19 protein-coding genes are annotated in these 22,946 nt (G+C 64.9%); 6 read left to right on the forward strand and 13 right to left on the reverse strand.

The annotated features are described in order from the left end of the window. The first annotated feature begins 44 nt into the window (after nucleotides 1–44). The gene (locus AC1RMD_RS02390; protein WP_492923283.1) at nucleotides 45–2,810 is read left to right on the forward strand and encodes a TonB-dependent receptor; all 2,766 of its coding nucleotides are present in this window, start codon (nucleotides 45–47) and stop codon (nucleotides 2,808–2,810) included. Next, nucleotides 2,811–5,165 carry a beta-galactosidase gene (locus AC1RMD_RS02395; protein WP_492923285.1) on the forward strand — a complete coding sequence of 785 codons (2,355 nt, stop codon included), beginning with the start codon at nucleotides 2,811–2,813 and terminating at the stop codon, nucleotides 5,163–5,165. A gap of 3 nt (nucleotides 5,166–5,168) precedes the next feature. On the opposite strand, the gene AC1RMD_RS02400 is transcribed toward AC1RMD_RS02395, so the two are convergent. The 11 genes from AC1RMD_RS02400 to AC1RMD_RS02450 form a co-directional block, all read right to left on the reverse strand. Further along, entirely contained in the window at nucleotides 5,169–6,080 is a 912-nt protein-coding gene (locus AC1RMD_RS02400) for a hydroxymethylglutaryl-CoA lyase (protein WP_492923287.1), read from the reverse strand. Between the two features lies 1 nt (nucleotide 6,081). Then, nucleotides 6,082–7,014 (reverse strand): 2-hydroxyacid dehydrogenase, encoded by a 933-nt coding sequence (locus AC1RMD_RS02405; RefSeq protein ID WP_492923289.1) that lies wholly within the window; start codon nucleotides 7,012–7,014, stop codon nucleotides 6,082–6,084. An 11-nt stretch (nucleotides 7,015–7,025) separates the two neighbouring features. Beyond that, a complete protein-coding gene (locus tag AC1RMD_RS02410; protein ID WP_492923291.1) occupies nucleotides 7,026–9,062 on the reverse strand; it encodes an acetyl/propionyl/methylcrotonyl-CoA carboxylase subunit alpha in 2,037 nt (678 codons plus the stop codon). A gap of 64 nt (nucleotides 9,063–9,126) precedes the next feature. Then, the gene (gene bioB, locus AC1RMD_RS02415) at nucleotides 9,127–10,176 is read right to left on the reverse strand and encodes a biotin synthase BioB (RefSeq protein ID WP_492923293.1); all 1,050 of its coding nucleotides are present in this window, start codon (nucleotides 10,174–10,176) and stop codon (nucleotides 9,127–9,129) included. Between the two features lie 17 nt (nucleotides 10,177–10,193). After that, a complete protein-coding gene (gene bioD, locus AC1RMD_RS02420; RefSeq protein ID WP_492923295.1) occupies nucleotides 10,194–10,976 on the reverse strand; it encodes a dethiobiotin synthase in 783 nt (260 codons plus the stop codon). A gap of 1 nt (nucleotide 10,977) precedes the next feature. Next, a complete protein-coding gene (gene bioF, locus AC1RMD_RS02425) occupies nucleotides 10,978–12,162 on the reverse strand; it encodes an 8-amino-7-oxononanoate synthase (RefSeq protein ID WP_492923297.1) in 1,185 nt (394 codons plus the stop codon). 2 nt (nucleotides 12,163–12,164) lie between these two features. Further along, nucleotides 12,165–13,493, reverse strand: a complete 1,329-nt coding sequence (gene bioA, locus AC1RMD_RS02430; protein WP_492923299.1) for an adenosylmethionine--8-amino-7-oxononanoate transaminase — start codon at nucleotides 13,491–13,493, stop codon at nucleotides 12,165–12,167. A 13-nt stretch (nucleotides 13,494–13,506) separates the two neighbouring features. Further along, nucleotides 13,507–14,292 (reverse strand): enoyl-CoA hydratase/isomerase family protein, encoded by a 786-nt coding sequence (locus tag AC1RMD_RS02435; RefSeq protein ID WP_492923301.1) that lies wholly within the window; start codon nucleotides 14,290–14,292, stop codon nucleotides 13,507–13,509. A 2-nt stretch (nucleotides 14,293–14,294) separates the two neighbouring features. Further along, nucleotides 14,295–15,164, reverse strand: coding sequence for a dienelactone hydrolase family protein (locus AC1RMD_RS02440; protein ID WP_492923303.1), 870 nt, complete (start codon nucleotides 15,162–15,164; stop codon nucleotides 14,295–14,297). 13 nt (nucleotides 15,165–15,177) lie between these two features. After that, nucleotides 15,178–16,800, reverse strand: a complete 1,623-nt coding sequence (locus AC1RMD_RS02445) for a carboxyl transferase domain-containing protein (protein ID WP_020703867.1) — start codon at nucleotides 16,798–16,800, stop codon at nucleotides 15,178–15,180. A 45-nt stretch (nucleotides 16,801–16,845) separates the two neighbouring features. Further along, nucleotides 16,846–17,292, reverse strand: a complete 447-nt coding sequence (locus AC1RMD_RS02450; RefSeq protein WP_492923305.1) for a YchJ family protein — start codon at nucleotides 17,290–17,292, stop codon at nucleotides 16,846–16,848. A gap of 166 nt (nucleotides 17,293–17,458) precedes the next feature. On the opposite strand from AC1RMD_RS02450, the gene AC1RMD_RS02455 reads away from it, so the two are divergent. Together AC1RMD_RS02455 and murQ are read left to right on the forward strand one after the other, a co-directional pair. Then, a complete protein-coding gene (locus AC1RMD_RS02455; protein ID WP_008443158.1) occupies nucleotides 17,459–18,199 on the forward strand; it encodes a GntR family transcriptional regulator in 741 nt (246 codons plus the stop codon). Nucleotides 18,200–18,210: 11 nt separating this feature from the next. Further along, nucleotides 18,211–19,092: an N-acetylmuramic acid 6-phosphate etherase gene (gene murQ, locus AC1RMD_RS02460; RefSeq protein ID WP_492923307.1), complete on the forward strand. Its 882-nt coding sequence runs from the start codon at nucleotides 18,211–18,213 to the stop codon at nucleotides 19,090–19,092. 6 nt (nucleotides 19,093–19,098) lie between these two features. On the opposite strand, the gene AC1RMD_RS02465 is transcribed toward murQ, so the two are convergent. After that, nucleotides 19,099–19,581 (reverse strand): GNAT family N-acetyltransferase, encoded by a 483-nt coding sequence (locus tag AC1RMD_RS02465; RefSeq protein WP_492923309.1) that lies wholly within the window; start codon nucleotides 19,579–19,581, stop codon nucleotides 19,099–19,101. Between the two features lie 20 nt (nucleotides 19,582–19,601). Then, a complete protein-coding gene (locus tag AC1RMD_RS02470; protein ID WP_492923311.1) occupies nucleotides 19,602–19,892 on the reverse strand; it encodes a type II toxin-antitoxin system TacA family antitoxin in 291 nt (96 codons plus the stop codon). A 64-nt stretch (nucleotides 19,893–19,956) separates the two neighbouring features. Between AC1RMD_RS02470 and AC1RMD_RS02475 the strand changes: the two genes are divergently transcribed. Further along, the gene (locus AC1RMD_RS02475; protein ID WP_492923313.1) at nucleotides 19,957–21,225 is read left to right on the forward strand and encodes an AmpG family muropeptide MFS transporter; all 1,269 of its coding nucleotides are present in this window, start codon (nucleotides 19,957–19,959) and stop codon (nucleotides 21,223–21,225) included. A gap of 42 nt (nucleotides 21,226–21,267) precedes the next feature. Beyond that, a complete protein-coding gene (locus tag AC1RMD_RS02480; protein WP_492923315.1) occupies nucleotides 21,268–22,929 on the forward strand; it encodes a glycoside hydrolase family 10-like protein in 1,662 nt (553 codons plus the stop codon). The last annotated feature ends 17 nt before the right edge of the window (nucleotides 22,930–22,946 follow it).

The raw sequence follows: 22,946 nt of genomic DNA on the forward strand, positions 1-22,946 counted from the left end.
TTCGCACATTCATTCATTCCTAAAAATAAAACACTGGAGACACAATGAAATTGAATACATCGAAAACAATCATCGCCGCTGTCGTGGCTGAAATGCTGATGATGATGGGCGCGTCCGCGCAAACCTCCGGCGAGGCCAAGCCGCTCGATGCCGGGTCGATCGTCGTCGTCAGCGGCATTCGCGCCTCGCTGTCGTCGTCGCTGACGACCAAGCGCATCCAGGACGGCGTGGTCGACGCGGTGTCGGCCGAGGATGCCGGCAAATTCCCGGACACGAATATCGCCGAATCCCTGCAGCGCGTTACCGGCGTGCAGATCCAGCGCAACAACGGCGAAGGCCGTTACATCTCTGTGCGCGGCCTGGGCCCCGAGTTCAACAACGTGCTGGTCAACGGCCGCACCATGACCAGCGACACCGGCGGCCGCGAGTTCTCCTTCGACTTGCTGTCCTCCGACCTGATCTCGAAAGCGCTGGTCTACAAAACGTCGCAAGCCTTCCTGCCGGAGGGCGGCATCGGCTCGACGGTGGATATCCAGACCGCGCGTCCGCTGTCGGGCAAGCTGGGCCACACCTCGGTGGTCAATGTGTCGGATTCCTACGATACGAACTCCAAAAAGAACACGCCCAATATCAGCGGCATGTATTCCTTCGCCAATGAGAACCGCACCCTGGGCGTGACTGGTTCGCTCTCCTACACCGACCGCGCCTCCAAGCAGAACAAGGCCGTCAACGACGCCTGGAACTACCGCGACGTCTCCATGATCAACGGCGACCTCAACTCCAAAGGGTTGACGATGGCCGACGTGACCACCAAAAAGCTCTACATGCCGCAGAGCTATGGCTTCCAGCAGGAGAACGAAAGCCGCAAGCGCCTGGTCGGCAATCTGACGGTGCAATACAACCCGTCGCCGACCTGGAAACTGACGGCGGACGCCCTGTACTCGCGCCTCGACCAGAAGAACGCCGTGATCGCGTTCAGCGACTGGAACAATCCCCAGCAGCTCGGCGTCAAGACCGACGCCAACAACCAGGTCACCAGCTTCCTGCGTCCGGGCTCGATCTTCTACGCCAACAACCCGGCGCTGGCCGGCAGCGGCAAGCTGCTGGGCGAAGCCAATTCGAACGACATGATCGTCAAGGGCGGCGACCGCCTGTCCACCACGCAGGCGTTTGGCCTGAACTCGAAATGGGCGCTGGCGCCGGAGTTGAAACTGGAAGGCGATATCTCCAATTCGCGCACCACCTCCAAGTCGCCGAATATGTGGATCGTGGCCGGCATGGTGCCCAAGAATGGCGACACGCTGACCTTCGGCGCCACGCCCGGCCTGGTGTTCGGCGACGGCATCGCCGATCCGACCGCGGTGCGCGCCCACGCCGTCTCGTACGGCGACATCCGCAATCTCGACGATTTGCAGGAAGGACGTTTTAGCCTGGCCTGGAATCACGAGATGGGCTATTTCAAGGGCATCGATACCGGCATGGCCCACTCGCAGCGCAACGTCGAGCGCACCCAGTGGAACAACGACGCCTGGAATGCCTTCAGCGGCTATCACGTTGGCCTGCCGTCGTCGCTGTTCACGGTGACGCCGATGGATAATTTCCTGGGCAATGGCGCACAGATTCCGGGCGCCTATCTCAGCTTCGATCCGTACCAGTACATGAACTATCTGAACCAGCCGTCGCTGCTGGCGCAATCCAACGATCCGGCGCTGTATCTGGACAAGAGCAAGTATCCGAGCGGCCCGATGGCGATCGACTACACCAAGCCGGACATGTGGGGCGTGAAGGAGAAAGTATCGAGCTTCTACCTGGACACCAAATGGGAAGGCGCCGGCTGGTCGGCCAATGCCGGCATGCGCGTGGTGCACGTGAACTCGGCGTCGACCGGCATCAGCCGCGTCCTGCTGTCGGCAACCAAGAGCCCCAACGACACCACCTACATCCTGAACTGGGGCCCGACCGCCGTCAACACCGTCAGCAACAGCTACAACAGCTTCCTGCCGTCCGCCAATCTGAAGTTCGACCTGACCTCCGACATGCTGCTGCGCTTGGCCGCATCGAAGACCGAGACCCGTCCTACCCTGAACCAGATGGGTGTGAGTAATTCCTACGGCGGTCGTTACGGCGACGTGCAAACCGGCGGCGGCAATCCTTACCTGAAGCCGATGCAGTCGAAGAACTACGACCTGTCGTATGAATGGTATCTGTCGAAGACCAACTACGTCAGCCTCGCCGTCTTCCGCAAGGACGTCTCCAACTTCCTGGAGACCAAGATGGTGGAGATGAAAATCCCGCAGTACACGGAAGTGGTGCATGACACCCGCGTGCGCAACGGACAGGAAGGCAAGATCAAGGGCGTGGAACTGGCCGGCCAGTACGCCTTCGACAACAACATCTCCTGGCTGAAGGGCTTCGGCGTCGCCGCCAACTACACCTACGTGGACGCCAGCGCGACCCGCGAGACCGATAGCAGCACGCCGGCTTGCGGCTATCCTGGCCTGTCGCCGCAGTCATACAACGGCTCGGTGTTCTACGAGAACGACAAGTTCATGGCGCGGGTCAGCTACAACTGGCGTAACCACTTCTCCGTCGATTGCGGCGGCGGCAGCACCCTGCCGCGCAACCGCGCAGCCTACGGTCAGACCGACGCCAGCCTGCGCTACAATCTGACGCCGAGGATGGCGCTCTACGCCGACTTCATCAACCTGGCCAACTCGCGGATGCACGAATATGCAAACAACGAATCGCAGTTCCTCACCCTGGAAGATGTCGGCCGCCGCGCCAACGTTGGCCTGCGAGTGGCGTTCTAAATGATGCGAGCGAACCTGCCTCGCCGCCGCCTGCTGCAAGGCGCCGCTGCCGTCGCCGGCGGCGTCCTGTTGCCGATCCACGCCGACGCGCAAGCCGCGCCGCGCTTCACGGTCGGCGCCAGCGATTTTCTCATCGACGGCAAACCGTTCCAGATCCGCTGCGGCGAAATGCATTTTGCCCGCGTGCCGCGCGAATACTGGACGCACCGCCTGAAGGCCATCAAGGCGATGGGCCTGAACACGGTGTGCGCTTATCTGTTCTGGAACTACCACGAGTGGCGCGAAGGGAAGTTCGACTGGAGCGGCCAGCGCGATGCGGTGGAGTTTTGCCGGCTCGCGCAGCAGGAAGGGCTGTGGGTGATCCTGCGTCCCGGTCCCTATGCCTGCGCCGAGTGGGAGATGGGCGGCCTGCCGTGGTGGCTGTTGAAGAAGAATCCGGGCGACGCCTTCCTGCGCACCCGCGACCCGGCCTTTATCGATCCGGCGCGGCGCTACCTGAATGAAGTCGGCCGCGTGCTCGGGCCGATGCAGGTAACGCAGGGCGGGCCGATCTTGATGGTCCAGGTGGAGAACGAGTACGGTTTCTTCGGCGAAGACCTGGACTACATGCGCGTGCTGCGCCAGGCGCTGCTCGACGCCAGGTTCGACGTGCCGCTGTTCCAGTGCAATCCGACCAACGCGGTCGCCAAGACGCACATTGCCGGCATGCTTTCGGTGGCCAATTTCGGCAGCGATCCGGCCAGTGGCTTCAAGGCGCTGGCAGCGGTGCAGCAGGCGCCGTTGATGTGCGGCGAATACTACTCCGGCTGGTTCGACACCTGGGGCAATCCGCACCGCCGTGGCGACAACACCAGCGCCGTCATCGACATCCAGGCCATGCTGAAGGCGAACGGTTCGTTCAGCCTGTACATGGCGCACGGCGGCACCACCTTCGGCCTGTGGGGCGGCTGCGACCGTCCCTTCCGGCCGGACACCACCAGCTACGACTACGACGCGCCGATCAGCGAAGCGGGATGGATGGGCGCCAAGTTCAACGCCTACCGCGAAGGCATGCGGCCGTTCCTGGCGGCGGGCGAAGTGCTGCCCGAGCCGCCGGCGCGCAATCCCGTCATGCGTATCGACGCGTTTGCATTGAGCGAGTCGGCGCCGGTGCTGGCCAATCTGCCGGCGCGCACGATCAAGGCCGTGTCGCCGGAACCGATCGAACAATACGACATCAGCCGCGGCCTGGTCGCCTATCGCGTGCAGCTGCCGGCCGGTCCGGCGGGCTTGCTGGCCGCCGCCAAGGTGCGCGACCTGGCCTGGGTCTACATCGACGGCAAGCAGGTGGGAACGCTGGATACGCGCCATCGCCGTTTCTCGGTCGCCGTGCCGGCGCGCAGCAAGGCCGTGACGGTGGAGATCCTGCTGTACACCATCGCGCGGGTGAACTTCGGGCTGGAGGTCCATGACCGCAAAGGCCTGCACGGTCCGGTGACGTTCACCACCAAGGACGGCGCGGCGCAGACGCTGGAGAACTGGGAAATCCGCGCCATCGATTTCGATGCCGACGGCGTGCTGCCGCCGTTGTCGTTCAAACGCGGACGCGCCAAAGGCCCGGCCTTCTGGCGCGGCGGCTTCGAGGCCGGCAGGCAGGCCGATACCTTCCTCGACATGTCCAGCTGGGGACAGGGCATCGTGTGGATCAACGGCCGCTGCCTGGGCCGCTACTGGAGCATCGGACCGACGCAGACCATGTACCTGCCCGGCCCGTGGATCAGGAAGGGCCGCAACGAGATCGTGGTGCTCGACCTGACCGGCCCGCGCAGTGCTCGTATCGCGGGCCTGACGGAGCCGATACTCGACCAGCTCAATCCTGAGCTGGACCTGGCGCGGCCAGCCAGCACGGTCAGGCCGGCGCTGGAGGGCGTCACGCCAGCGCAGGCGGGCGAGTTTGCCGCCGGTGGCGCGACCCAGGATGTGTTGTTCGCCGCACCGGTCAAAGGCCGCCAGTTCTGTCTTGAATCGCTGAATGCCTTCGACGGCAAGCAGTACGCGGCGGTGGCCGAGATTTCTCTGCTGGGCAAGGATGGCAAGACCATCAACCAGCAATCGTGGACGATCGCCTACGCCAGCAGCGAGGAGTTGAAGAAGGAGGATGGCTCGGCGCTCAACGCCATCAACGGCCAGGCGTCGGATCACTGGCACACGGCGTTCTCCGGCGGGACCGGCCACCCGCACCAGCTGATCATCGATCTGGGTCAGCAGGTGGAGGTGGCGGGTGTGCGCTACATGCCGCGCCAGGGGCCCGACACCGTCACCGGGCGTATCAGGCAGTACCGCATGTACGTCGCGGACAAACTGGTCCGCGAGTGATGCTTATCCAGCGCGCTTGGCGGCGATGGCGTTGCCGGCGCGGCTGGCGCCTTTGCGGCCCAGGAACTGCGAGATGAACTGGCCGGCATCGACCACGATATCGAGGTCGATGCCGGTTTCAATTCCCAGCCCCTGCATCATGTACAGCACGTCCTCGGTGGCCACGTTGCCGGTGGCGCCCTTGGCGTATGGGCAGCCGCCTAGGCCCGATACCGACGAGTGATAAATCGTGATGCCCAGCTCCAGGCTGGCGTAGATATTGGCCAGCGCCTGTCCATATGTGTCGTGGAAGTGGCCGGACAAACCGTCCAGGCGGAAGGCGCGGATCGCCGTCTCCATCACCGCCTGCGTCTTGCGCGGCGTGGCGACGCCGATGGTGTCGGCGATGTCGATCTCGTCGCAGCCCAGGTCGCGCATGCGGCCCACCACGTCGGCCACCGCGTCCAGCGGCACCTCGCCCTGATACGGGCAACCGAACGAGCAGCTGATGCTGCCACGCAGGCGCAGGCCGCTATCCTTGGCCGCTTTCGCCACGCCTTCAAAGCGCGCGATCGATTCGGCGATCGAGCAGTTGATGTTCTTTTGCGAGAACGCTTCCGAGGCCGAACCGAAGATCACCACCTCGTCCGCCTTGGCCGCCAGCGCCGCTTCGAAGCCCTGCATGTTCGGCGTCAGCGCGGAATAGATCACGCCCGGCTTGCGCGTGATCGCGGCCATCACCTCTTTGCTGGTGGCCATCTGCGGCACCCACTTCGGCGACACGAACGACGCCGCTTCGATGTTCTGGAAACCGGCGTTGGTCAGGCGGTTCACCAGCTCGATCTTCACCTCGGCGGGCACGCTTTCTTTTTCATTCTGCAGGCCGTCACGCGGGCCGACTTCGACGATCTTTACCTGCTTCGGCAAACTGTTCATATCAATATCCTCTTTTGCGGTCGACCATGCCGGCGACTGTTTCGCCCTTCGCGGTCTTGCGGATTTTTTCGGCGATCTGCTGCACACTCTCGCGACGCAAGGTCAGCGCCGAGATGTGCGGCGTGATCGTGATGCGCGGCTCCTGCCAGAACGGGTGCTGGGTTGGCAGCGGCTCGTTGCGGAACACGTCCAGCGTGGCGGCGGCGATGTGGTTGGACTTGATCAGCGCGAGCAGGTCCGGCTCGGCCACATGCGCGCCGCGCGCCACGTTGATCAGGTACGAACCTTGCGGCAGCTTGCCCATGTTGGTGCGGTTGAGCAGGTTGTTGGTGTCCGGCGTCAGCGGCAGCATGCAGACCAGCACGCGGCTGCCGCGCAGGAAGGTGTCCAGGCCATCGGCGCCGTGGAAGCACTGCACGCCCGCCATGCTCTTCTCGGTGCGGCTCCAGCCGCGCAGCGGGAAGCCGAACGGCGCCAGCGCCTCAAGCACGCGCGTGCCGAGCACGCCCATGCCCAATACGCCGACCGCGAAGTCTTCTTTCGGATGCTGCGGCAGCGGCAGCCACTGGCCGGCGCGCGCCTGGGTTTCGTACTCGTCGAAGCGGCGGAAATAGCGCAGCACCGAGTAGGTCACATACTCCGCCATTTGCAACGCCATGCCGGCATCCTCCAGGCGGATGATGGGAATGTGCGGCGGCAGCGCGTCGCTGAACTTCAGCAGCGCGTCGACGCCGGCGCCGGTGACGAAGATCGCCTTCACCTGCGCCAGGTCCGGCAGCATCGCTTCCGGCGGCGACCAGACGACCGCGTAGTCGCAGGCCTGGCACCTTTCGCCGGCATGCCAGATTTCGACTTCTGCTTCCGGCAGGTACTTGGCAAAGTCCTTGATCCAAGGCTCGGTCTTGCCGTCCGCCCGATGTAAAAGAATACGCATGATGTCCTCCTTTACGCCGTCTTGAATGCCAGCAGCGGCGCACCGTCGGCCACCTGGTCGCCCACGCTGTACAGGATTTCATCGACCACGCCATCGTGCGGCGCGGCGATGGTGTGTTCCATTTTCATGGCTTCCATGATGACCAGGGCGTCGCCCTTCTTCACTTCCTGCCCTTTGGCGGCCAGCACCGCGACTACCTTGCCGGGCATGGGCGCGGTCAGGCGGCCGCCTTCGGCCTCGGTCTCGCCGGCGTGCGCCATCGGATCGTTGTAGGCCAGCGGATAGTGCGCGCCGTTGGTGAACACGTGCAGCATGTCGCCGTCGCGGCGCACGGTGCCGTGCACGGCGCGCTCGCCCAACTTGATGCTGAAGTCATTTCCATCCTGCGACATCAGGCTCAGTACCTGCGGCTGCGCCGTGCCGACGCTGAACAGCCAGTCGGCGGCGCGGTAGCTGACGTTGACGCCGTACGGCTTGGCCGCCGCGAACTCGTCGCCGAAGGACAGCGCGCGCACATAAGGATGGTTCATGCGCCAGCCCAGCGCCTGGCCCCATGGGTCGGCGGCGTTGGCGCCGGATTGCGCGGCGGAGCGGTCCTTCTCGGATTCGATCAGCGACACGGCGGCCAGCGCCAGTGCTGCATCCGGCGCGGCTTGCGCTGCCGGGAACAGCGCGTCGTGATTGCGTTCGATCAGGCCCGTATCCAGGTCGGCCGTCGAGAAGGCCTGGCCTTCGACCAGGCGTTTCAGGAAGGCGATGTTGGTGGCCAGGCCGACGATCTGGTACTGCGACAGCGCTTGCGCCATGCGGGCCAAGGCCTGCTTGCGGTCCGCTCCCCAGACGATCAGTTTGGCGATCATCGGATCGTAGAACGGCGAGATCGCGTCGCCGGCGCGCACGCCGGAATCGATGCGCACGCCGGCCGGCAGGTTGACGGCGCCGCCCAGCTCAAAGGCGACCGCACCCGGCGTTTCCATGTGGCGCAGCGTGCCGATCGACGGCAGAAAGCCCTTCTCCGGATTCTCCGCGTAGATACGCGCTTCGATCGAGTGGCCGTTGATGGCCAGTTCGTGCTGCTGCTTCGGCAGCGGCTCGCCGGCGGCCACGCGCAGCTGCCATTCCACCAGGTCGGTCCCGGTGATCATTTCGGTGACCGGGTGTTCAACCTGCAGGCGGGTGTTCATCTCCATGAAGTAGAACGAGCCGTCCTGGTTGGCGATGAATTCCACCGTGCCGGCGCCGACGTAGCCGACGGCCTTGGCGGCGGCGACCGCCGCCTCGCCCATCGCCGCGCGGCGTTCTGCCGGCATGTTTGGCGCAGGCGCTTCTTCCAGCACTTTCTGGTGGCGGCGCTGCACCGAGCAATCGCGCTCGAACAGGTAGATGCAGTTGCCGAGGGTATCGGCAAACACCTGGATTTCAATGTGGCGCGGACGCTGGAGGTATTTCTCCGCCAGCACCTTGTCGTCGCCGAAGGAACTGATCGCCTCGCGCTTGCACGATGCCAGCGCGTCCTTGAACTGCGTCGAGTTCTCGATCACGCGCATGCCCTTGCCGCCGCCGCCGGCCGAAGCCTTCAGCAGCACCGGGTAGCCGATCTTGTCGGCCTGCGCGTGCAGGAAGTCGGCGTCCTGCTGCTCGCCGTGGTAGCCGGGCACCAGCGGCACATTGGCCTTCTCCATCAGCTGCTTGGCGGCGGACTTGGAGCCCATCGCGCGCATCGCCGATGCCGGCGGGCCAATGAACACCAGGCCCGCTTCGGCGCAGGCGTCGGCGAATTCGGCGTTCTCGGACAGGAAGCCATAGCCGGGATGGATCGCTTGCGCGCCGGTGGCCTTGGCGACGGCGATGATCTTCTCGCCGCGCAGATAGCTTTCCTTGGCGGCCGCGGGGCCGATCAGCACCGCTTCGTCGCATACCGCGACGTGCTTGGCATTGGCGTCCGCTTCCGAGTACACGGCGACGGTCTTGATGCCCATGCGGCGCGCGGTGGCGGCTACACGGCAGGCGATTTCACCACGGTTGGCGATCAGTATTTTTGTAAACATGGTCTCTCTCTTTGCAGCTTGTGGCTGGAAGTTTTTTTATCGTGTGGTGGTACCGCAGGCTGGATCAGCAGCCGCACTTCTCCTTCGGTGCCGAGTCCAGCACGGCGCCGCGGGTTTTCAGGCCCAGTTTGTTCAGCAGCGCGCGGTCGTCTTCCGCTTCCGGGTTGTCGGTGGTCAGCAGCTTGTCGCCGTAGAAGATCGAATTGGCGCCGGCCAGGAAGCACATGGCTTGCACCGCTTCGCCCATCTGGCGGCGGCCTGCCGACAGACGCACGCGCGCCTTCGGCATCGTGATGCGGGCCACGGCGATGGTGCGCACGAATTCGAACGGGTCCAGCGGGTCCATGCCGTACAGCGGCGTGCCTTCCACCTGCACCAGGTGGTTGACCGGCACCGATTCAGGATACGGATTCAGGTTGGCCAGCTGCGCGATCAAGCCGGCGCGCTGCAGGCGCGACTCGCCCATGCCGACGATGCCGCCGCAGCAGACCTTCAGGCCCGCTTCGCGGATGCGGCCCAGCGTATCCAGGCGGTCCTGGTATTCGCGGGTGGAGATCACGTTGTCGTAGAACTCAGGCGCGGTGTCCAGGTTGTGGTTGTAGTAATCGAGGCCGGCGGCCTTCAGGCGTTCGGCCTGTTTTTCTTCCAGCATGCCCAGCGTGGCGCAAGTCTCCAGGCCCAGCGCCTTCACTTCGCGCACCATCTCTTCGACCTTGTCCATGTCGCGGTCCTTAGGGCTGCGCCATGCGGCGCCCATGCAGAAGCGGGTGGCGCCGTTGTCCTTGGCCTGGCGGGCCGCATCGAGCACGGTGTCGATGTCGAGGATCTTCTTGGCTTCGACGCCGGTGTCGTAGCGCGCCGCCTGCGGGCAGTAGCCGCAGTCTTCCTCGCAGCCGCCGGTCTTGATCGACAGCAGCGTGGCCAATTCGACGTCGCCCTCAGGGAAGTTGGTGCGGTGGGTTTGCTGGGCGCGGAACATCAGGTCATTGAACGGCAGGTCGAACAATGCCATCACGTCTTCCAGCGGCCACGTTGCGGCAGGCGGCAAGGTGATGGCGGCCGTCGGACGGTGCAGCGCTACGATTTTCGGTTCTTGGAGGGTGTTCTGGGACATCGTGATTCCTTCTTCGTTCAAAGTTTGTTTTGAGCTGGCCAATTCGGCAGCTGCGTAAAATCGATATGGGCGGCGGCGGCCTGCGCGCCGGGTTCGGCCAGGCGCGGCACGCGGCCCAGCAGCGGTGCGCTGATGCGTTGTTCCAGCGCGGCGACGTTTTCGTCGGCGAAGGCCATGTCGTCCTGCGTTTCGTTGGCGACCCAGCCGGCCAGGCGCAGGCCGCGCGCTTCGATCGCTTCCACCGTCAGCAGCGCGTGGCTGATGCAGCCCAGCCGCAGGCCGACCACCAGCACCACCGGCAGGTCGAGCTGCTCGGCCAGGTCGGCGGTGTCGAAATCGTCGTTCAGCGGCACGCGGAAGCCGCCCACGCCTTCCACCACCGTGGCGTCGGAGGCGGCGTTGATTTCGACGTAGGCCGCCAGGATGGGCACCGGCGAAATCGTCACGCCTTCCAGCGCGGCGGCGATGTGCGGCGCGGCCGGTTCCTTCAGCAGGAACGGCGTGGTGATCGATTGCGGCAGGTGGACATTGCCGGCGGCGGCCAGCTGGTCGCAGTCGTCGTTGCGCCAGGCGCCGTCGCGCAGTTCGGTGCCGGCGGCCACCGGCTTCATGCCGCAGGCGCGCACGCCGGCCTGCACCAGCGCATGCAGCATCGCCGATGAGACCAGCGTCTTGCCGATTTCGGTGTCGGTGCCGGTGACAAAACAGCTGAAACGCGGCGGCATGCCGGTGGCGGCGGGCGCCGGTTGCACCTGCGTGCGCGGTGTGTCCACAGTTATGACGGGATCGTCGAGACTCATATCAAGTCCTTTCCAATGCATTGATCGCGGCTATCAGTTTCGCGACTTCCATGCTGCTATGCCCTGCGGACAGTGTCACGCGCAGGCGCGAGGTGCCCGGCGCCACGGTCGGCGGACGGATGGTGCCGACCCACAGGCCCTGCTCGTACAGGGCCGCGCCGGCGCGCATGGTCTCGGCATTATCGCCGATCAGGATGGGCTGGATCGCAGTCATCGAGGGCAGGCGCTGCCAGCGCTTCAGGCGCAGGCCATCGTCCAATTGTGCCACCAAAGCTTGCAGCTGTGCGCGGCGGTTGCGGCCTTCGTCGCCTTCCAGCAGCTCAAGGCTGGTCAGCAGCGCGTGCGCCAGCGCCGGCGGCGTGGCGGTGGTGAAGATGTAGGGGCGGGCCTTCTGGATCAGCGTTTCGATCACCGTCTCGTGCGCGGCGACGAAAGCGCCGCTGACGCCGGCCGCCTTGCCCAGCGTGCCCATATAGACCAGGTTGGGCGAGCGCAGCTTGAAGTGCTCCAACGCGCCGTGGCCGTTGTCGCCCAAGGTGCCGAAGCCGTGAGCGTCGTCCACCACCAGCCAGGCGCCGTGTTGCTCGCACAAGGCCAGCAGCTGCGGCAGCGGCGCCAGGTCGCCATCCATGCTGAAGACGCTGTCCGTCACTACCAGCTTGGTAGCGGCCTTGGACGCTGCCAGCAGCCGGGCCAGCGCTTCCAGGTCGGCATGCGGGTAGACCTGGACGTTGGCGCGCGACAGGCGGGCGCCGTCGATCAGCGAGGCATGGTTCAGCGATTCGGAGAAGATGTCGGCGTCGCGGTCGGCGGCGGTCAGGCCGGTGACGATGGCCAGGTTGGCCATGTAGCCGGTGCAGAAGGTGAGCGCGCGCGGCGACACCAGATGGTCGCCGACGAATTCCACCAGCCGCTCTTCCAGCATGGCGTGGGCGCGACCGTGGCCGCTGATCAGGTGCGAGGCGCCGCTGCCGACGCCGTACATCGCCGCGCCTTCCTGCAGCGCCAGTTTGATGCTGCGGTGGTTGGCCAGGCCCAGGTAGTCGTTGGTGCAGAAGGCCAGCAGCTCGCGGCCACCGACCGACACGCGCGGACCGCAGGGCGTGTCGACCGTGCGGCGGGTGCGGATCAGGTCCTGTTCTTCCAGCGCTTGCAGCTGCTGCTTGAGTTGGTTCAGCATTTCCATGGTCAGCCCGCCATCACTTTGTCGAACACGGCCAGCGTGTTGGCGGCGAGGCCGTCGATTTCCTCGTCGTTGAGGATATACGGCGGCATCATGTAGACGGTGGAGCCGATGGGGCGCATCAGCAGCTCGTGCTCCACCGCCGTGGCGAAGAAGCGGCGCGAGAAGTCCGGCGCGGCGTCGATGGCGTCGAAGGCCCAGATCATGCCGCGCTGGCGGAAGTTGCGCACCTGCTGGTGCTGCGCCAGCGGTTGCAGCGCGGCGGTCAGGCGCGCGGCCTTCACGCGGTTGGCCGCCAGCACATCGTCTTCCTCGAAGATCTGCAGCGTCGCCAGCGCGGCGCGGCAGGCCAGCGGATTGCCGGTGTAGGAGTGCGAGTGCAGGAAGCCGCGCGTGACGTCGTTGCTGTAGAAGGACTGGTAGATCTCGTCGCGCGTCATCACCAGCGACAGCGGCAGGTAGCCGCCGCTGATGCCCTTGGACAGGCACAGGAAGTCCGGCCATATGCCGGCTTGCTCGCAGGCGAAGAAGCTGCCGGTGCGGCCGCAGCCGACGGCGATTTCGTCGAGGATCAGGTGTACCGAGTGGCGGTCGCACAGTTCGCGCACCAGCTTCAGGTACAGCGGGTCGTGCATCGCCATGCCGGTGGCGCATTGCACCAGCGGTTCGATGATGATGGCGGCGATCTGGTCGGCGCGTTCGATGAACAGGCGCTCGACGTCGGCGGCGGCTTTGCGGGCCACGTCTTCGGCGGTTTCGCCATCCCCGGCTTTACGGGCGTCCGGCGACATCACCGTTTGCGAGGCGCGCAGCAGCGGGCCGTAGGCGTCCTTGAACAGGGCGACGTCGGTCACGGCCAGGGCGCCGATGGTCTCGCCGTGGTAGCTGCCTTTGAGGCAGACGAATTCCTGCTTGCCGCTCTTGCCGTTGTTGCGCCAGGAGTGGAAGCTCATTTTCAGCGCGATTTCCACCGCAGATGCGCCGTCGCTGGCGTAGAAGCTGTGGCCGAGCACATGGCCGGTCAGCGCCGACAGTTTTTCCGACAGCTCGATCACCGGTTCGTGCGTGAAGCCGGCCAGCATCGCGTGTTCCAGCGTGTCCAGCTGGTCCTTCAGCGCGGCGTTGATGCGCGGGTTGGCGTGGCCGAACAGGTTCACCCACCAGGAGCTGATCGCGTCCAGGTAGCGGCGGCCTTCATGGTCGTACAGCCACGCACCCTTGCCGCTCTTGACCGGGATCAGGGGGATGGTTTCATGGTGCTGCATCTGGGTGCACGGATGCCATACGCTGCGCAGGCTGCGCGCGACCCAGTCGCTTTGTTTATTCAATTCCAAAACTGCTCCAGACTCAATTCAACCATGACGGTTTGCGCTTCTCCAGGAACGAGGCCACGCCTTCGCGGCCCTGTTCCGAGGCGCGGATATGGGCGATGCGCTCGGCGGTATCGGCCAGCAGCGCATCGTTGACGGTTTGCCCAACCACGTCGCGCACCAGCACCTTGGCTTGCTGCACGGCGTTCGGGCTGTTGTTGACCAGCGCCTTGACGATCTCCGCCACCTTGGCGTCGAGCGCGTCGGCGGCCACCACTTCGTGCGCGAAGCCGATGCGCAGCGCTTCCTGCGCGCCGAATCGCTCGGCGGTCAGGAAGTAGCGGCGCGAAGCGTTCTCGCCCATGGCCTTGATCACATACGGCGAAATGGTGGCGGGGATCAGTCCCAGCTTCACTTCGCTCAGGCAGAAATTGGCCTGGTCGACCGCGACGATGATGTCGCACGCGGAGACCAGGCCCATGCCGCCGGCGTAGCAATCGCCCTGCACCTTGGCCACCACGGGCTTGGGACACAGATAGATCGTGCGCAGCATCTCCGCCAGTTGCAGAGCGTCGGCATGGTTTTCGGCGTGCGTGTAGCCCGCCATTTTTTTCATCCAGTTCAAGTCGGCGCCGGCGCAGAAGGCCGGGCCGTTCGCCGCCAGCACAATCGCGCGCAGGTCTTCCTCCGCACCGAGCTCGCCGAAGGCTTGCGTGATCTCGGCGATGGTGGTTTCGTTGAAGGCGTTGCGTACGTCCGGGCGGTTCAGCGTGACGGTGGCGACCTTGCCTTCGCGGCTGATGGTCAGCGTGGTAAAGCTCATCTCTAGTCCTTGATCGTGTATTTGATTTCGGTCGGCATGCCGACGCTTTGCAGGAAGCGCGTGGTCTCCGGCAGCCAGATGGCGACGCCGTCCGGGCTGGAGCTCATGCCGTGCGCGTCGCGCTTGAACGGTCCGTAGGCCACCAGCTGCGCCTTGCCGCCGCCGGCCGTGTAGGCCGCATGCATATCGGCCGCCAGCGCGGGGCCGAAGTGCCGGTCGTTGGCGCCGTAGAACCAGATGCTCGGCGTGGTGCTGACCGCGCCGTAGGCCTTGAAGGCGTCGACCAGCGCGGCCTTCCAGTCGCAGTGCGAGCGGCTGTTGACGCCACCGGCGAAGTTGATGACGCCCTGCACGCCGCTGATGTTATGGCTGCCGGCGGCGATCGCCGTCAGGCCGCCGTGCGACTGGCCGGCCAGGATCACGTGCTGCTGGTCCGCCCACGGTTGCTTCATCACGTAGGCCATCGCGGAGTACAGCGACGAGGCCTGGTCCTCGCCGTTTTCCCTGGCGCGGCAGTGCGAGTTGACGTAGGTGCCGCCCGAGCCGGCAAAACCCAGCCGCATCGGGATCACCACCGCGTAGCCGCGCTTGACGAACTCGCGGCTGATGACCGGGTAGCGCGCCCGTTGCTGCTGGTGCGCGTCGCCGGCGGCTTTGCCGTGGTTCATGAACAGTACCGGAAACGGTCCGTCGCCCGGCGGTTTGTAGATGGTGGTTTGCAGGCCGATGTCGGCGCCGGCTATCCTGGCGGAGATGGCGATGACCTGCTCGCCCATGCTCGCCTCGACCACCGGCAACGGGCCGGCCTGCGCCGAGGCGCAAGGCGCCGCCAGCAGCAGCGCTGCCAGTCCGTGACGGTATCGGGTCTGCATGGTCATCGTCCGCTTACATTCTGAAGACGCCGAACTTGGTGTCCGGGATTTCCGCATTGAGCGCGGCCGATAGGCCCAGGCCCAGCACCATGCGGGTGTCGGCCGGGTCGATCACGCCGTCGTCCCACAGGCGCGCGGTGGCGTAGTAAGGGTGGCCCTGGTGTTCGTACTGGTCCTTGATCGGCTGCTTGAACGCGGCTTCTTCTTCCGCCGTCCACGAACCGCCCTTGCCCTCGATGCCGTCGCGCTTGACCGTGGCCAGCACCGACGCCGCCTGGTCGCCGCCCATGACGGAAATGCGGGCGTTAGGCCACATCCACATGAAGCGCGGCGAGAACGCGCGGCCGCACATGCCGTAGTTGCCGGCGCCGAAGCTGCCGCCGATGATGACGGTGAACTTGGGCACGGCGGCGGTGGCGACAGCCGTCACCATCTTGGCGCCGTTGCGGGCGATGCCTTCGTTTTCGTACTTGCGGCCGACCATGAAGCCGGTGATATTTTGCAGGAACACCAGCGGGATCTTGCGCTGCGCGCACAGCTCGATGAAGTGCGCGCCCTTCAGTGCGGACTCGGAGAACAGGATGCCGTTGTTGGCGATGATGCCGACCTTCATGCCGAAGATGTGGGCGAAGCCGCAGATCAGCGTGGTGCCGTAGCGCGCCTTGAATTCATCGAACTCGCTGCCGTCGACGATGCGGGCGATCACTTCGCGCACATCGAACGGCTTGCGGGTGTCGACCGGGATCACGCCGTACAGTTCCTCGGTGGCGTACTTCGGTTCCGCCGCTTCGCGCAACGCGCCCTGCTGCGGCTTGGTGCGGTTCAGATTGGAGACGATGGTGCGCGCCAGCGACAGCGCGTGCAGATCGTTCTGCGCCAGGTGGTCGGCCACGCCGGACAAACGGGTGTGGACGTCGCCGCCCCCCAGGTCTTCAGCGGTGACCACTTCGCCGGTGGCGGCCTTCACCAGCGGCGGGCCGCCGAGGAAGATGGTGCCCTGTTCCTTGACGATGATCGATTCGTCGCTCATCGCCGGCACGTAGGCGCCGCCGGCGGTGCAGGAGCCCATCACCACGGCGATCTGCGGGATGCCCTTGGCCGACAGGTTGGCCTGGTTGTAGAAGATGCGGCCGAAGTGGTCGCGGTCCGGGAAGACGTCGTCCTGGTTCGGCAGGTTGGCGCCGCCCGAGTCGACCAGGTAGATGCACGGCAGGTTGTTCTGGTCGGCGATCTCCTGCGCGCGCAGGTGCTTCTTGACCGTGATCGGATAGTAGGTGCCGCCCTTGACGGTAGCGTCGTTACAGACGATCACGCACTCCTGGCCGGCCACGCGGCCGATGCCGGTGATGATGCCGGCCGCCGGCGCGGCGTCGGCGCCGTTGGCGTCCTGGTACATGCCGTAGGCGGCCATCTGCGACAGTTCGAGGAAAGGCGTGCCGGGATCGAGCAGCATCTGCACGCGGTCGCGCGGCAGCAGTTTGCCGCGGGCGACGTGCTTGGCCGATGCCGCTTCGCCGCCGCCGAGGGCGATCTTGGCGACCTTGTCGCGCAGGTCGTCGACGACGGCCTGCATGGCGGCCACGTTGGCTTTGAAATCCTCGCTGCGGGGATTGAGTTTGCTTTCGATCTGCGGCATTGCTTTTCCTTTTTCTGCGCGGTGTCTCCGCCGCGTCCTGATGATTTATTCTGGAAAACTACCGTCAACGTAAAACCAGCGCAGCCCGCCTTCGGCCGGCTCGCGGACAAAATTACTGATCTCGTGCAGACGCTGCGCCCTGCCATTGGTCTTGAACCGGGCGACAAACTCCACCGTATCCGTGGTCAGATCGGCATCATCCGTAGTAACTTCGACTTTACGTTGACGTAAACGTAAAGCAGATTTTACCTCAAGTCCCAGCCACTGCAATTTTTCTTCGTTGCTCATAATCGGCTCGGCCGGACGGGTGCTGGCGTGCCAGGTGGCCATCAGGTAGGGCTCGTTGCGCTGCACATAGGCGGTATAGCGCGAACGCATCAGCGTTTCTGCGCTCGGCGGGATGGCCGCGCCGTCGATATACGGGCCGCAGCAGCTTGCCAGGGAGGGGCCGCCGCAGGGGCAGGCCACGGGTGCGGTGGACTTCTTGGACATGAATTCAGGTGGTCGGGCTGGTGTGGCGATCCAGCATTATCCGCCAAATAGCCGCATTCCGCCGGGCTTGCCGTTATGCTATGTGTACAAATATTGTTATTTTCAACGTCCTGATGCGTACATGTTTTCTGTAACGCTATTACACTAGAGGCGTGAGGAGATTTGAATGAGCCAGACCAGTTTTGAATTCAAGGCGGATGCCAATGACAGTACGCCGCTGTACATGCAAATTGCCCGCAAATTAAGCGATGATGTGCATAACGGCCGCTACCAGGTGGACCAGGCGTTGCCGTCCGAACGGACCTTGTCGGAGTTGCTGAACGTGTCGCGGGTGACCGCGCGCAAGGCGATCGACCAGCTGGTGGACCAGGGATTGGTGGTGCGCCGTCGCGGATCGGGCAATTATATTGCGCCGCGCATCGAGCAGCCGCTGTCCAACCTGACCAGTTTTTCCGAACAATTGCAGCAGCGCGGCCACATCCCCGGTTCGCGCTGGCTCAAGCGCGCGGTGGTGACGCCGACGCCGGAAGAACAGCTGAGCCTGGGCCTGTCGCCGTATTCCAAGGTGGCGCGGCTGGAGCGTCTGCGCCTGGCCGACGATGTGGTGATGGCGTATGAAGTGTCGGTGCTGCCGCAGACCGTGCTCAACGACCCGAACGCGGTCGGCGCCTCGCTCTACCAGTACCTGGAAAGCATAGGCCAGGCGCCGGCGCGCGCCTTGCAGCACATCCGCGCGATGAACGCGTCGGCCGAGCTGGCCAAGCAATTGGGTGTACCCGAGGGGCAGGCGGTGTTGTACATTACCCGTATTGCCTATCTGGAATCGGGCGAGGCGATGGAGCTGACGCATTCGTATTGCCACAGCGATCACTATGATTTCGTCGCGGAGATGCGTCGCGCAACGTAACACAACTACTTATGCTAAAAACCGAAACGCCGAGTACGCAGCACGCGCAGCTGGATCAATATTCGGTTGAGGCATTGGTGGCGGCGCTGGTCGAGGACCAGACCCACGCGCTGCGGGCGGTGCAAGCCGCCGAGCCCAGCATCACAGCCGCCGTGCAGGCGATGGCGCCGCGCATCGCCGCCGGCGGACGGCTGGTGTATGTCGGCGCCGGCACGTCGGGACGGCTGGGCATACTCGACAGCGTGGAGCTGTTCCCCACCTTCTCCTGGCCGCATGAGCGCGCCGTTGCCCTGCTGGCCGGCGGCCTCGGCGCCATGTTCGAGGCGGTGGAAGGGGCCGAGGACGATCGCGCCAAGGGCGCTTCCGACCTGCGGCTGCTCTATCCGGTCTACAACGACGTGGTGTTGCTGGTGGCCGCATCGGGCACCACGCCGTATGTGCTGGGCGCCATGCAGGCGGCGCGCACGGTGGGCGCTTTGACGGTAGGCATCGCCAACAACGTCGGCACGCCGCTGACGGCGGGCGCCGACATCGGCATTACCATCGACACCGGACCGGAAGTGATCTCCGGCAGCACGCGGCTGAAGGCGGGCACGGCGCAGAAGATCGTGCTGAACACCTTGTCGAGCGCCTTGATGGTGAGGTTGAACAAAGTCTACGGCAACCTGATGGTGGACATGCACGCCACCAATGTCAAGCTGGTCGAGCGCGCGGTACGGCTGACCATGCACGCCACCGGCGTCGAAGCCGACATCGCGCGCGGCGTGCTGGAGCGCTGCCACTTCCACGTCAAAGTCGCCATCGTCGCGCTGCTGAAAAACACCTCCATCGAAGACGCACAAAACCTGCTCGACGCCTCGGACGGCAACGTCCGCCGCGCCTTGAAGCCGTGATTATGCTTAACTGCGGGGCGCCGTCATCGCTGCGGCTAGATTCGACAGCGTGATCATCAGCGTCATAGCGTCCAGCGGCGAAACAGCGAAGCCGACTCGCTCGTAAAACGATTTGGCCGCCGGTGTCAGCGCGTGGGTAATGACGCCGCGGATGCCGATCGCTTCGGCGGCTTGAAGAACGCGATGGCTGGCATCGCGAGCCAATGCCCGGCCCAGCATTTTTCCTTGAAGGCGCCGGTCGATGGCGAGGCGTCCGAGCAACACGACTGGAATGGGATCAGGCATGTTGCGACGAAAAGATCCTGCGGCTGCGCTGGCGTTGATGGCGCTTGCCGCTAGCGCGTAATATGCGACCACGCTTTTCCCCTGGCAGATGACAAAGGTACGTGATGCACCGCTAACCTGGTTTGGCATGGCGCGACGGTTAAGCCACACATCCAGGCTATCGACTCCGCACGAAAAGCGATTGGCAGCATGCTGGCTGGTCATCGGCTCCGGTGGCCGTATGATCATTTTTTGTCCCAAGGCGCCTTGGTTTGCATGGTTTTAAGCAAGTGCGCGTTGGGCGCAGGGGGCATGTCCAGCCTTGCCAGGAACTCCGCGTAGGCTTCCGGCGTTGCGATAATATTGACTTGGTCCAGCAACGCGTCGTCTGCTGCACGCCGCAAGGCATCCAGGATGAAATCGTTGCGATCTTTGCCAGAGGCTTTGGCGGCGCGCTCGATGAGGTTGCGTTCTTCCGAACCCATGCGTATGGTGAGCGTTTCTGGCTTGCTTTGGGTATCGGCTGGCGTGGACATGTCTCGATCTCCGATGGCTGTCTGTATTGTAGTCCGAATTTTGCCGAACAAAATCGAAGGATGTATGGATCGAGCGCAACAACGCAGTGCCTGGGCCTGGGTGCCTAGTATTTCATTTAGCCAGGCTGTGCCTTACGTCGCGGTGATGATGTTGTCGACCGTGATGTACAAGAATCTCGGCGTGTCCAATACCGATCTGGCATTTTATACCGCGTGGCTGTATTTGCCGTGGGTGATCAAGCCGCTGTGGTCGCCCATCGTGGAGTTGTTCGGCACCAAGCGGCGCTGGATCGTTTTGCTGCAATTGCTGACCGGCGCGGCGCTGGCCTCGGTGGCGCTGACTTTGCACCTGCCCGACTTCTTCCGCATGAGCCTGGCCTTGCTGTGGCTGATGGCGTTCAGCTCGGCCACCCACGATATCGCCTCCGACGGCTACTACATGCTCGGCCTGCCGACCCAGCACCAGCAGGCCGCGTTCGTCGGCGTGCGCAGCGCGTTCTACAAGCTGGCGATGATCGCCGGACAAGGCGGCCTGGTCTACCTGGCCGGCAAGCTGGCCAGGTCCAGCGGCGATCCCGCCTGGGCCTGGTCGGTGGTGTTCTGCTTGATGGCGGCCTTGATGCTGGCCTTGAGCGGCTATCACCAGTTCATCCTGCCCCGCCCCGATTCCGACCGCAGCCATGCCGGCGGCGACGCGCTGTGGAAGGATTTCCTGCGCACTTTCCACAGCTACTTCCAGAAGCCGGGCATCAAGGCCACGCTGGGCTTTCTGCTGCTGTACCGCCTCGGCGAGGCGCAGTTGCTGAAGATGGCCGCGCCCTTCCTGCTCGATCCGCGCGCGCAAGGCGGACTCGGCCTGAGCACCGAGACCTTCGGCGTGGTCTACGGCACCGTCGGCGTGTGCGCGCTGGTGCTGGGCGGGCTGGCCGGCGGCGTGGTGATTTCCCGCTTCGGCCTCAAGCGCAGCCTGTGGCCGATGGTGTTCATCATGCACGTGCCGGACCTGGTGTTCGTCTACCTGGCCACCGCGCTGCCGACCAGCACCGTGCTGATCTCCGCCTGCCTGGCGGTGGAACAGTTCGGCTACGGCTTCGGCTTCGCCGCCTTCATGCTGTACATGGTGCTGGTGGCGGACGGCGAGCACAAGACCGCCCATTACGCGATCTGCACCGGCTTCATGGCGCTCGGCATGATGTTGCCTGGCATGGTCAGCGGCTGGATACAGCAGCACCTGGGTTATCAATATTTCTTCATCTGGGCCTGCATTTCCACCCTGCCGGCGTTCGCGATGACGGCGCTGGTACGGATCGATTCAGAGTTCGGCAAAAAATAATCGCCCAGCGCATTACAATACGGTGCTCAACAGATTCGGGGAATGGTTTTGGTTTTTAACGTAAAGAAGCGGCTGACGCTGTCCGCCGGCATGGCCGGCGCCCTGGCCGCGCTGCTGGACGGTTGTTCCAGCACACCGATCGCGCCTGTCCCGCCCACCGCCGCCGCGCCGCGTCCGCCGGCGGCCGGGGCGACCGCGCCTGTGGCCCCGGCGGCGCCTTTCGATATGAACATGCCGCCGCCGGCGCCGCGCGAGTTCCGCGCAGCGTGGGTGTCGACCGTGGCCAACATCGATTGGCCCAGCCGCAGCAACCTGAGCATGGCCAAGCAGCAGGCCGAAGCGCTCGCCATCCTCGACCGCGCGCAGGCGCTGAACTTGAACGCCATCGTGCTGCAGGTGCGGCCGAGCGCGGATGCGATCTACCCGTCCGAGCTGGAGCCGTGGTCCGAGTTCCTGACCGGCCAGCAGGGCCGCGCCCCCGCCACCGCCTGGGATCCGTTGCAATACTGGATCGAGCAGGCCCATGCGCGCGGACTGCAGCTGCATGCCTGGTTCAATCCCTACCGCGCCCGCCACGCCACGGCCAAGTCGCCGCTGGCGCGCAACCACATCGGCAGCACCAATCCCGAGGTGGTCAAGTCCTACGGCCGCTACCTGTGGATGGATCCGGGCGAAGCGGTCGCCTCGCGGCACACGCTGGACGTGGTGCTGGACGTGGTGCGCCGCTACGATATCGACGGCGTCCACATCGACGATTATTTCTATCCCTACCCGATCGACACGGCCGCCGGCACGGCCGGCCCGGAAGGCGTGGCGCTGGACGCCGGCGTCGGCCAGAAGCAGGAGCTGGAGTTCCCGGACCAGCCGTCATGGCAGCACTATCTGCTGGGCGGCGGCACGCTGGACCGCGCCGGCTGGCGCCGCCAGAACGTCAATGCGCTGATCGAGGCGATGTACCTCGGCATCCACAAGGAAAAGAGCTGGGTGCGCTTCGGCATCAGCCCGTTCGGCATCGGCCGCCCGGACCGGCGCCCGGCCGGCATCGTCGGCTTCAGCCAGTACGACAAGCTGTACGCGGACGCCGAACTGTGGCTGGCCAACGGCTGGCTCGACTACCTGGCGCCGCAGTTGTACTGGCCGGTGGCGCAGGCGCCGCAAGCGTTCGACGTGCTGCTCGACTACTGGCTGGCGCAGAACACCCGCGCGCGCCACGTCTGGCCGGGCCTGAACACCAGCCGCATCGACAACAGCGCCAAGGCGATCGCGCCGGAAGAGATCGTCAAGCAGATAGGCGTCACGCGCAGCCGCGCCGGCGTGCAGGGCCACCTGCATTTCAGCATCGCCGCGCTGATGGACAACCGCAAGGGCATCGCCGATCAGCTCAAGGCGCAGTCGTACCAAACGGCCGCGCTGTCCCCGGCCAGTCCGTGGCTGGGTTCGGACCTGCCGCTGGCGCCGGGCGTGGCAGTGCGGCGCGAAGGCAATGGCGTGGGGCTGAGGCTGTCGGCCGGCGCCGGCAAGCCGGTCGCGCATTATGCGATCTGGTCGCGCTACGGTTCGGAATGGCGCTTCGCGGTGGCGCCCGCCTCGCGTGCGGTGTTGCTGTTGCCGGACGATGCGACGGCCGGCGCGGCGCAGGCGGTGGTGGTCAGCGCCATCGACCGCCTGGGCAATGAAAGCGAACGTATCAGCGTCATGCGCTGACCGTCATTGACCATTAC

This window comes from Duganella sp. GW822-FHT06D06, from assembly GCF_058799615.1.

Bases quoted from the DNA above. Each gene is read 5' to 3' on its own strand.
- AC1RMD_RS02390 (WP_492923283.1), top strand. From the start codon at position 45: ATGAAATTGAATACATCGAAAACAATCATCGCCGCTGTCGTGGCTGAA.
- AC1RMD_RS02470 (WP_492923311.1), bottom strand. From the start codon at position 19,892: ATGTCCACGCCAGCCGATACCCAAAGCAAGCCAGAAACGCTCACCATA.
- AC1RMD_RS02405 (WP_492923289.1), bottom strand. From the start codon at position 7,014: ATGCGTATTCTTTTACATCGGGCGGACGGCAAGACCGAGCCTTGGATC.
- AC1RMD_RS02435 (WP_492923301.1), bottom strand. From the start codon at position 14,292: ATGAGCTTTACCACGCTGACCATCAGCCGCGAAGGCAAGGTCGCCACC.
- AC1RMD_RS02400 (WP_492923287.1), bottom strand. From the start codon at position 6,080: ATGAACAGTTTGCCGAAGCAGGTAAAGATCGTCGAAGTCGGCCCGCGT.
- AC1RMD_RS02455 (WP_008443158.1), top strand. From the start codon at position 17,459: ATGAGCCAGACCAGTTTTGAATTCAAGGCGGATGCCAATGACAGTACG.
- AC1RMD_RS02450 (WP_492923305.1), bottom strand. From the start codon at position 17,292: ATGTCCAAGAAGTCCACCGCACCCGTGGCCTGCCCCTGCGGCGGCCCC.
- murQ (WP_492923307.1), top strand. From the start codon at position 18,211: ATGCTAAAAACCGAAACGCCGAGTACGCAGCACGCGCAGCTGGATCAA.
- AC1RMD_RS02475 (WP_492923313.1), top strand. From the start codon at position 19,957: ATGGATCGAGCGCAACAACGCAGTGCCTGGGCCTGGGTGCCTAGTATT.
- AC1RMD_RS02465 (WP_492923309.1), bottom strand. From the start codon at position 19,581: ATGACCAGCCAGCATGCTGCCAATCGCTTTTCGTGCGGAGTCGATAGC.
- AC1RMD_RS02395 (WP_492923285.1), top strand. From the start codon at position 2,811: ATGATGCGAGCGAACCTGCCTCGCCGCCGCCTGCTGCAAGGCGCCGCT.
- bioF (WP_492923297.1), bottom strand. From the start codon at position 12,162: ATGGAAATGCTGAACCAACTCAAGCAGCAGCTGCAAGCGCTGGAAGAA.
- bioB (WP_492923293.1), bottom strand. From the start codon at position 10,176: ATGTCCCAGAACACCCTCCAAGAACCGAAAATCGTAGCGCTGCACCGT.
- AC1RMD_RS02445 (WP_020703867.1), bottom strand. From the start codon at position 16,800: ATGCCGCAGATCGAAAGCAAACTCAATCCCCGCAGCGAGGATTTCAAA.
- bioD (WP_492923295.1), bottom strand. From the start codon at position 10,976: ATGAGTCTCGACGATCCCGTCATAACTGTGGACACACCGCGCACGCAG.
- AC1RMD_RS02440 (WP_492923303.1), bottom strand. From the start codon at position 15,164: ATGCAGACCCGATACCGTCACGGACTGGCAGCGCTGCTGCTGGCGGCG.
- AC1RMD_RS02480 (WP_492923315.1), top strand. From the start codon at position 21,268: ATGGTTTTGGTTTTTAACGTAAAGAAGCGGCTGACGCTGTCCGCCGGC.
- AC1RMD_RS02410 (WP_492923291.1), bottom strand. From the start codon at position 9,062: ATGTTTACAAAAATACTGATCGCCAACCGTGGTGAAATCGCCTGCCGT.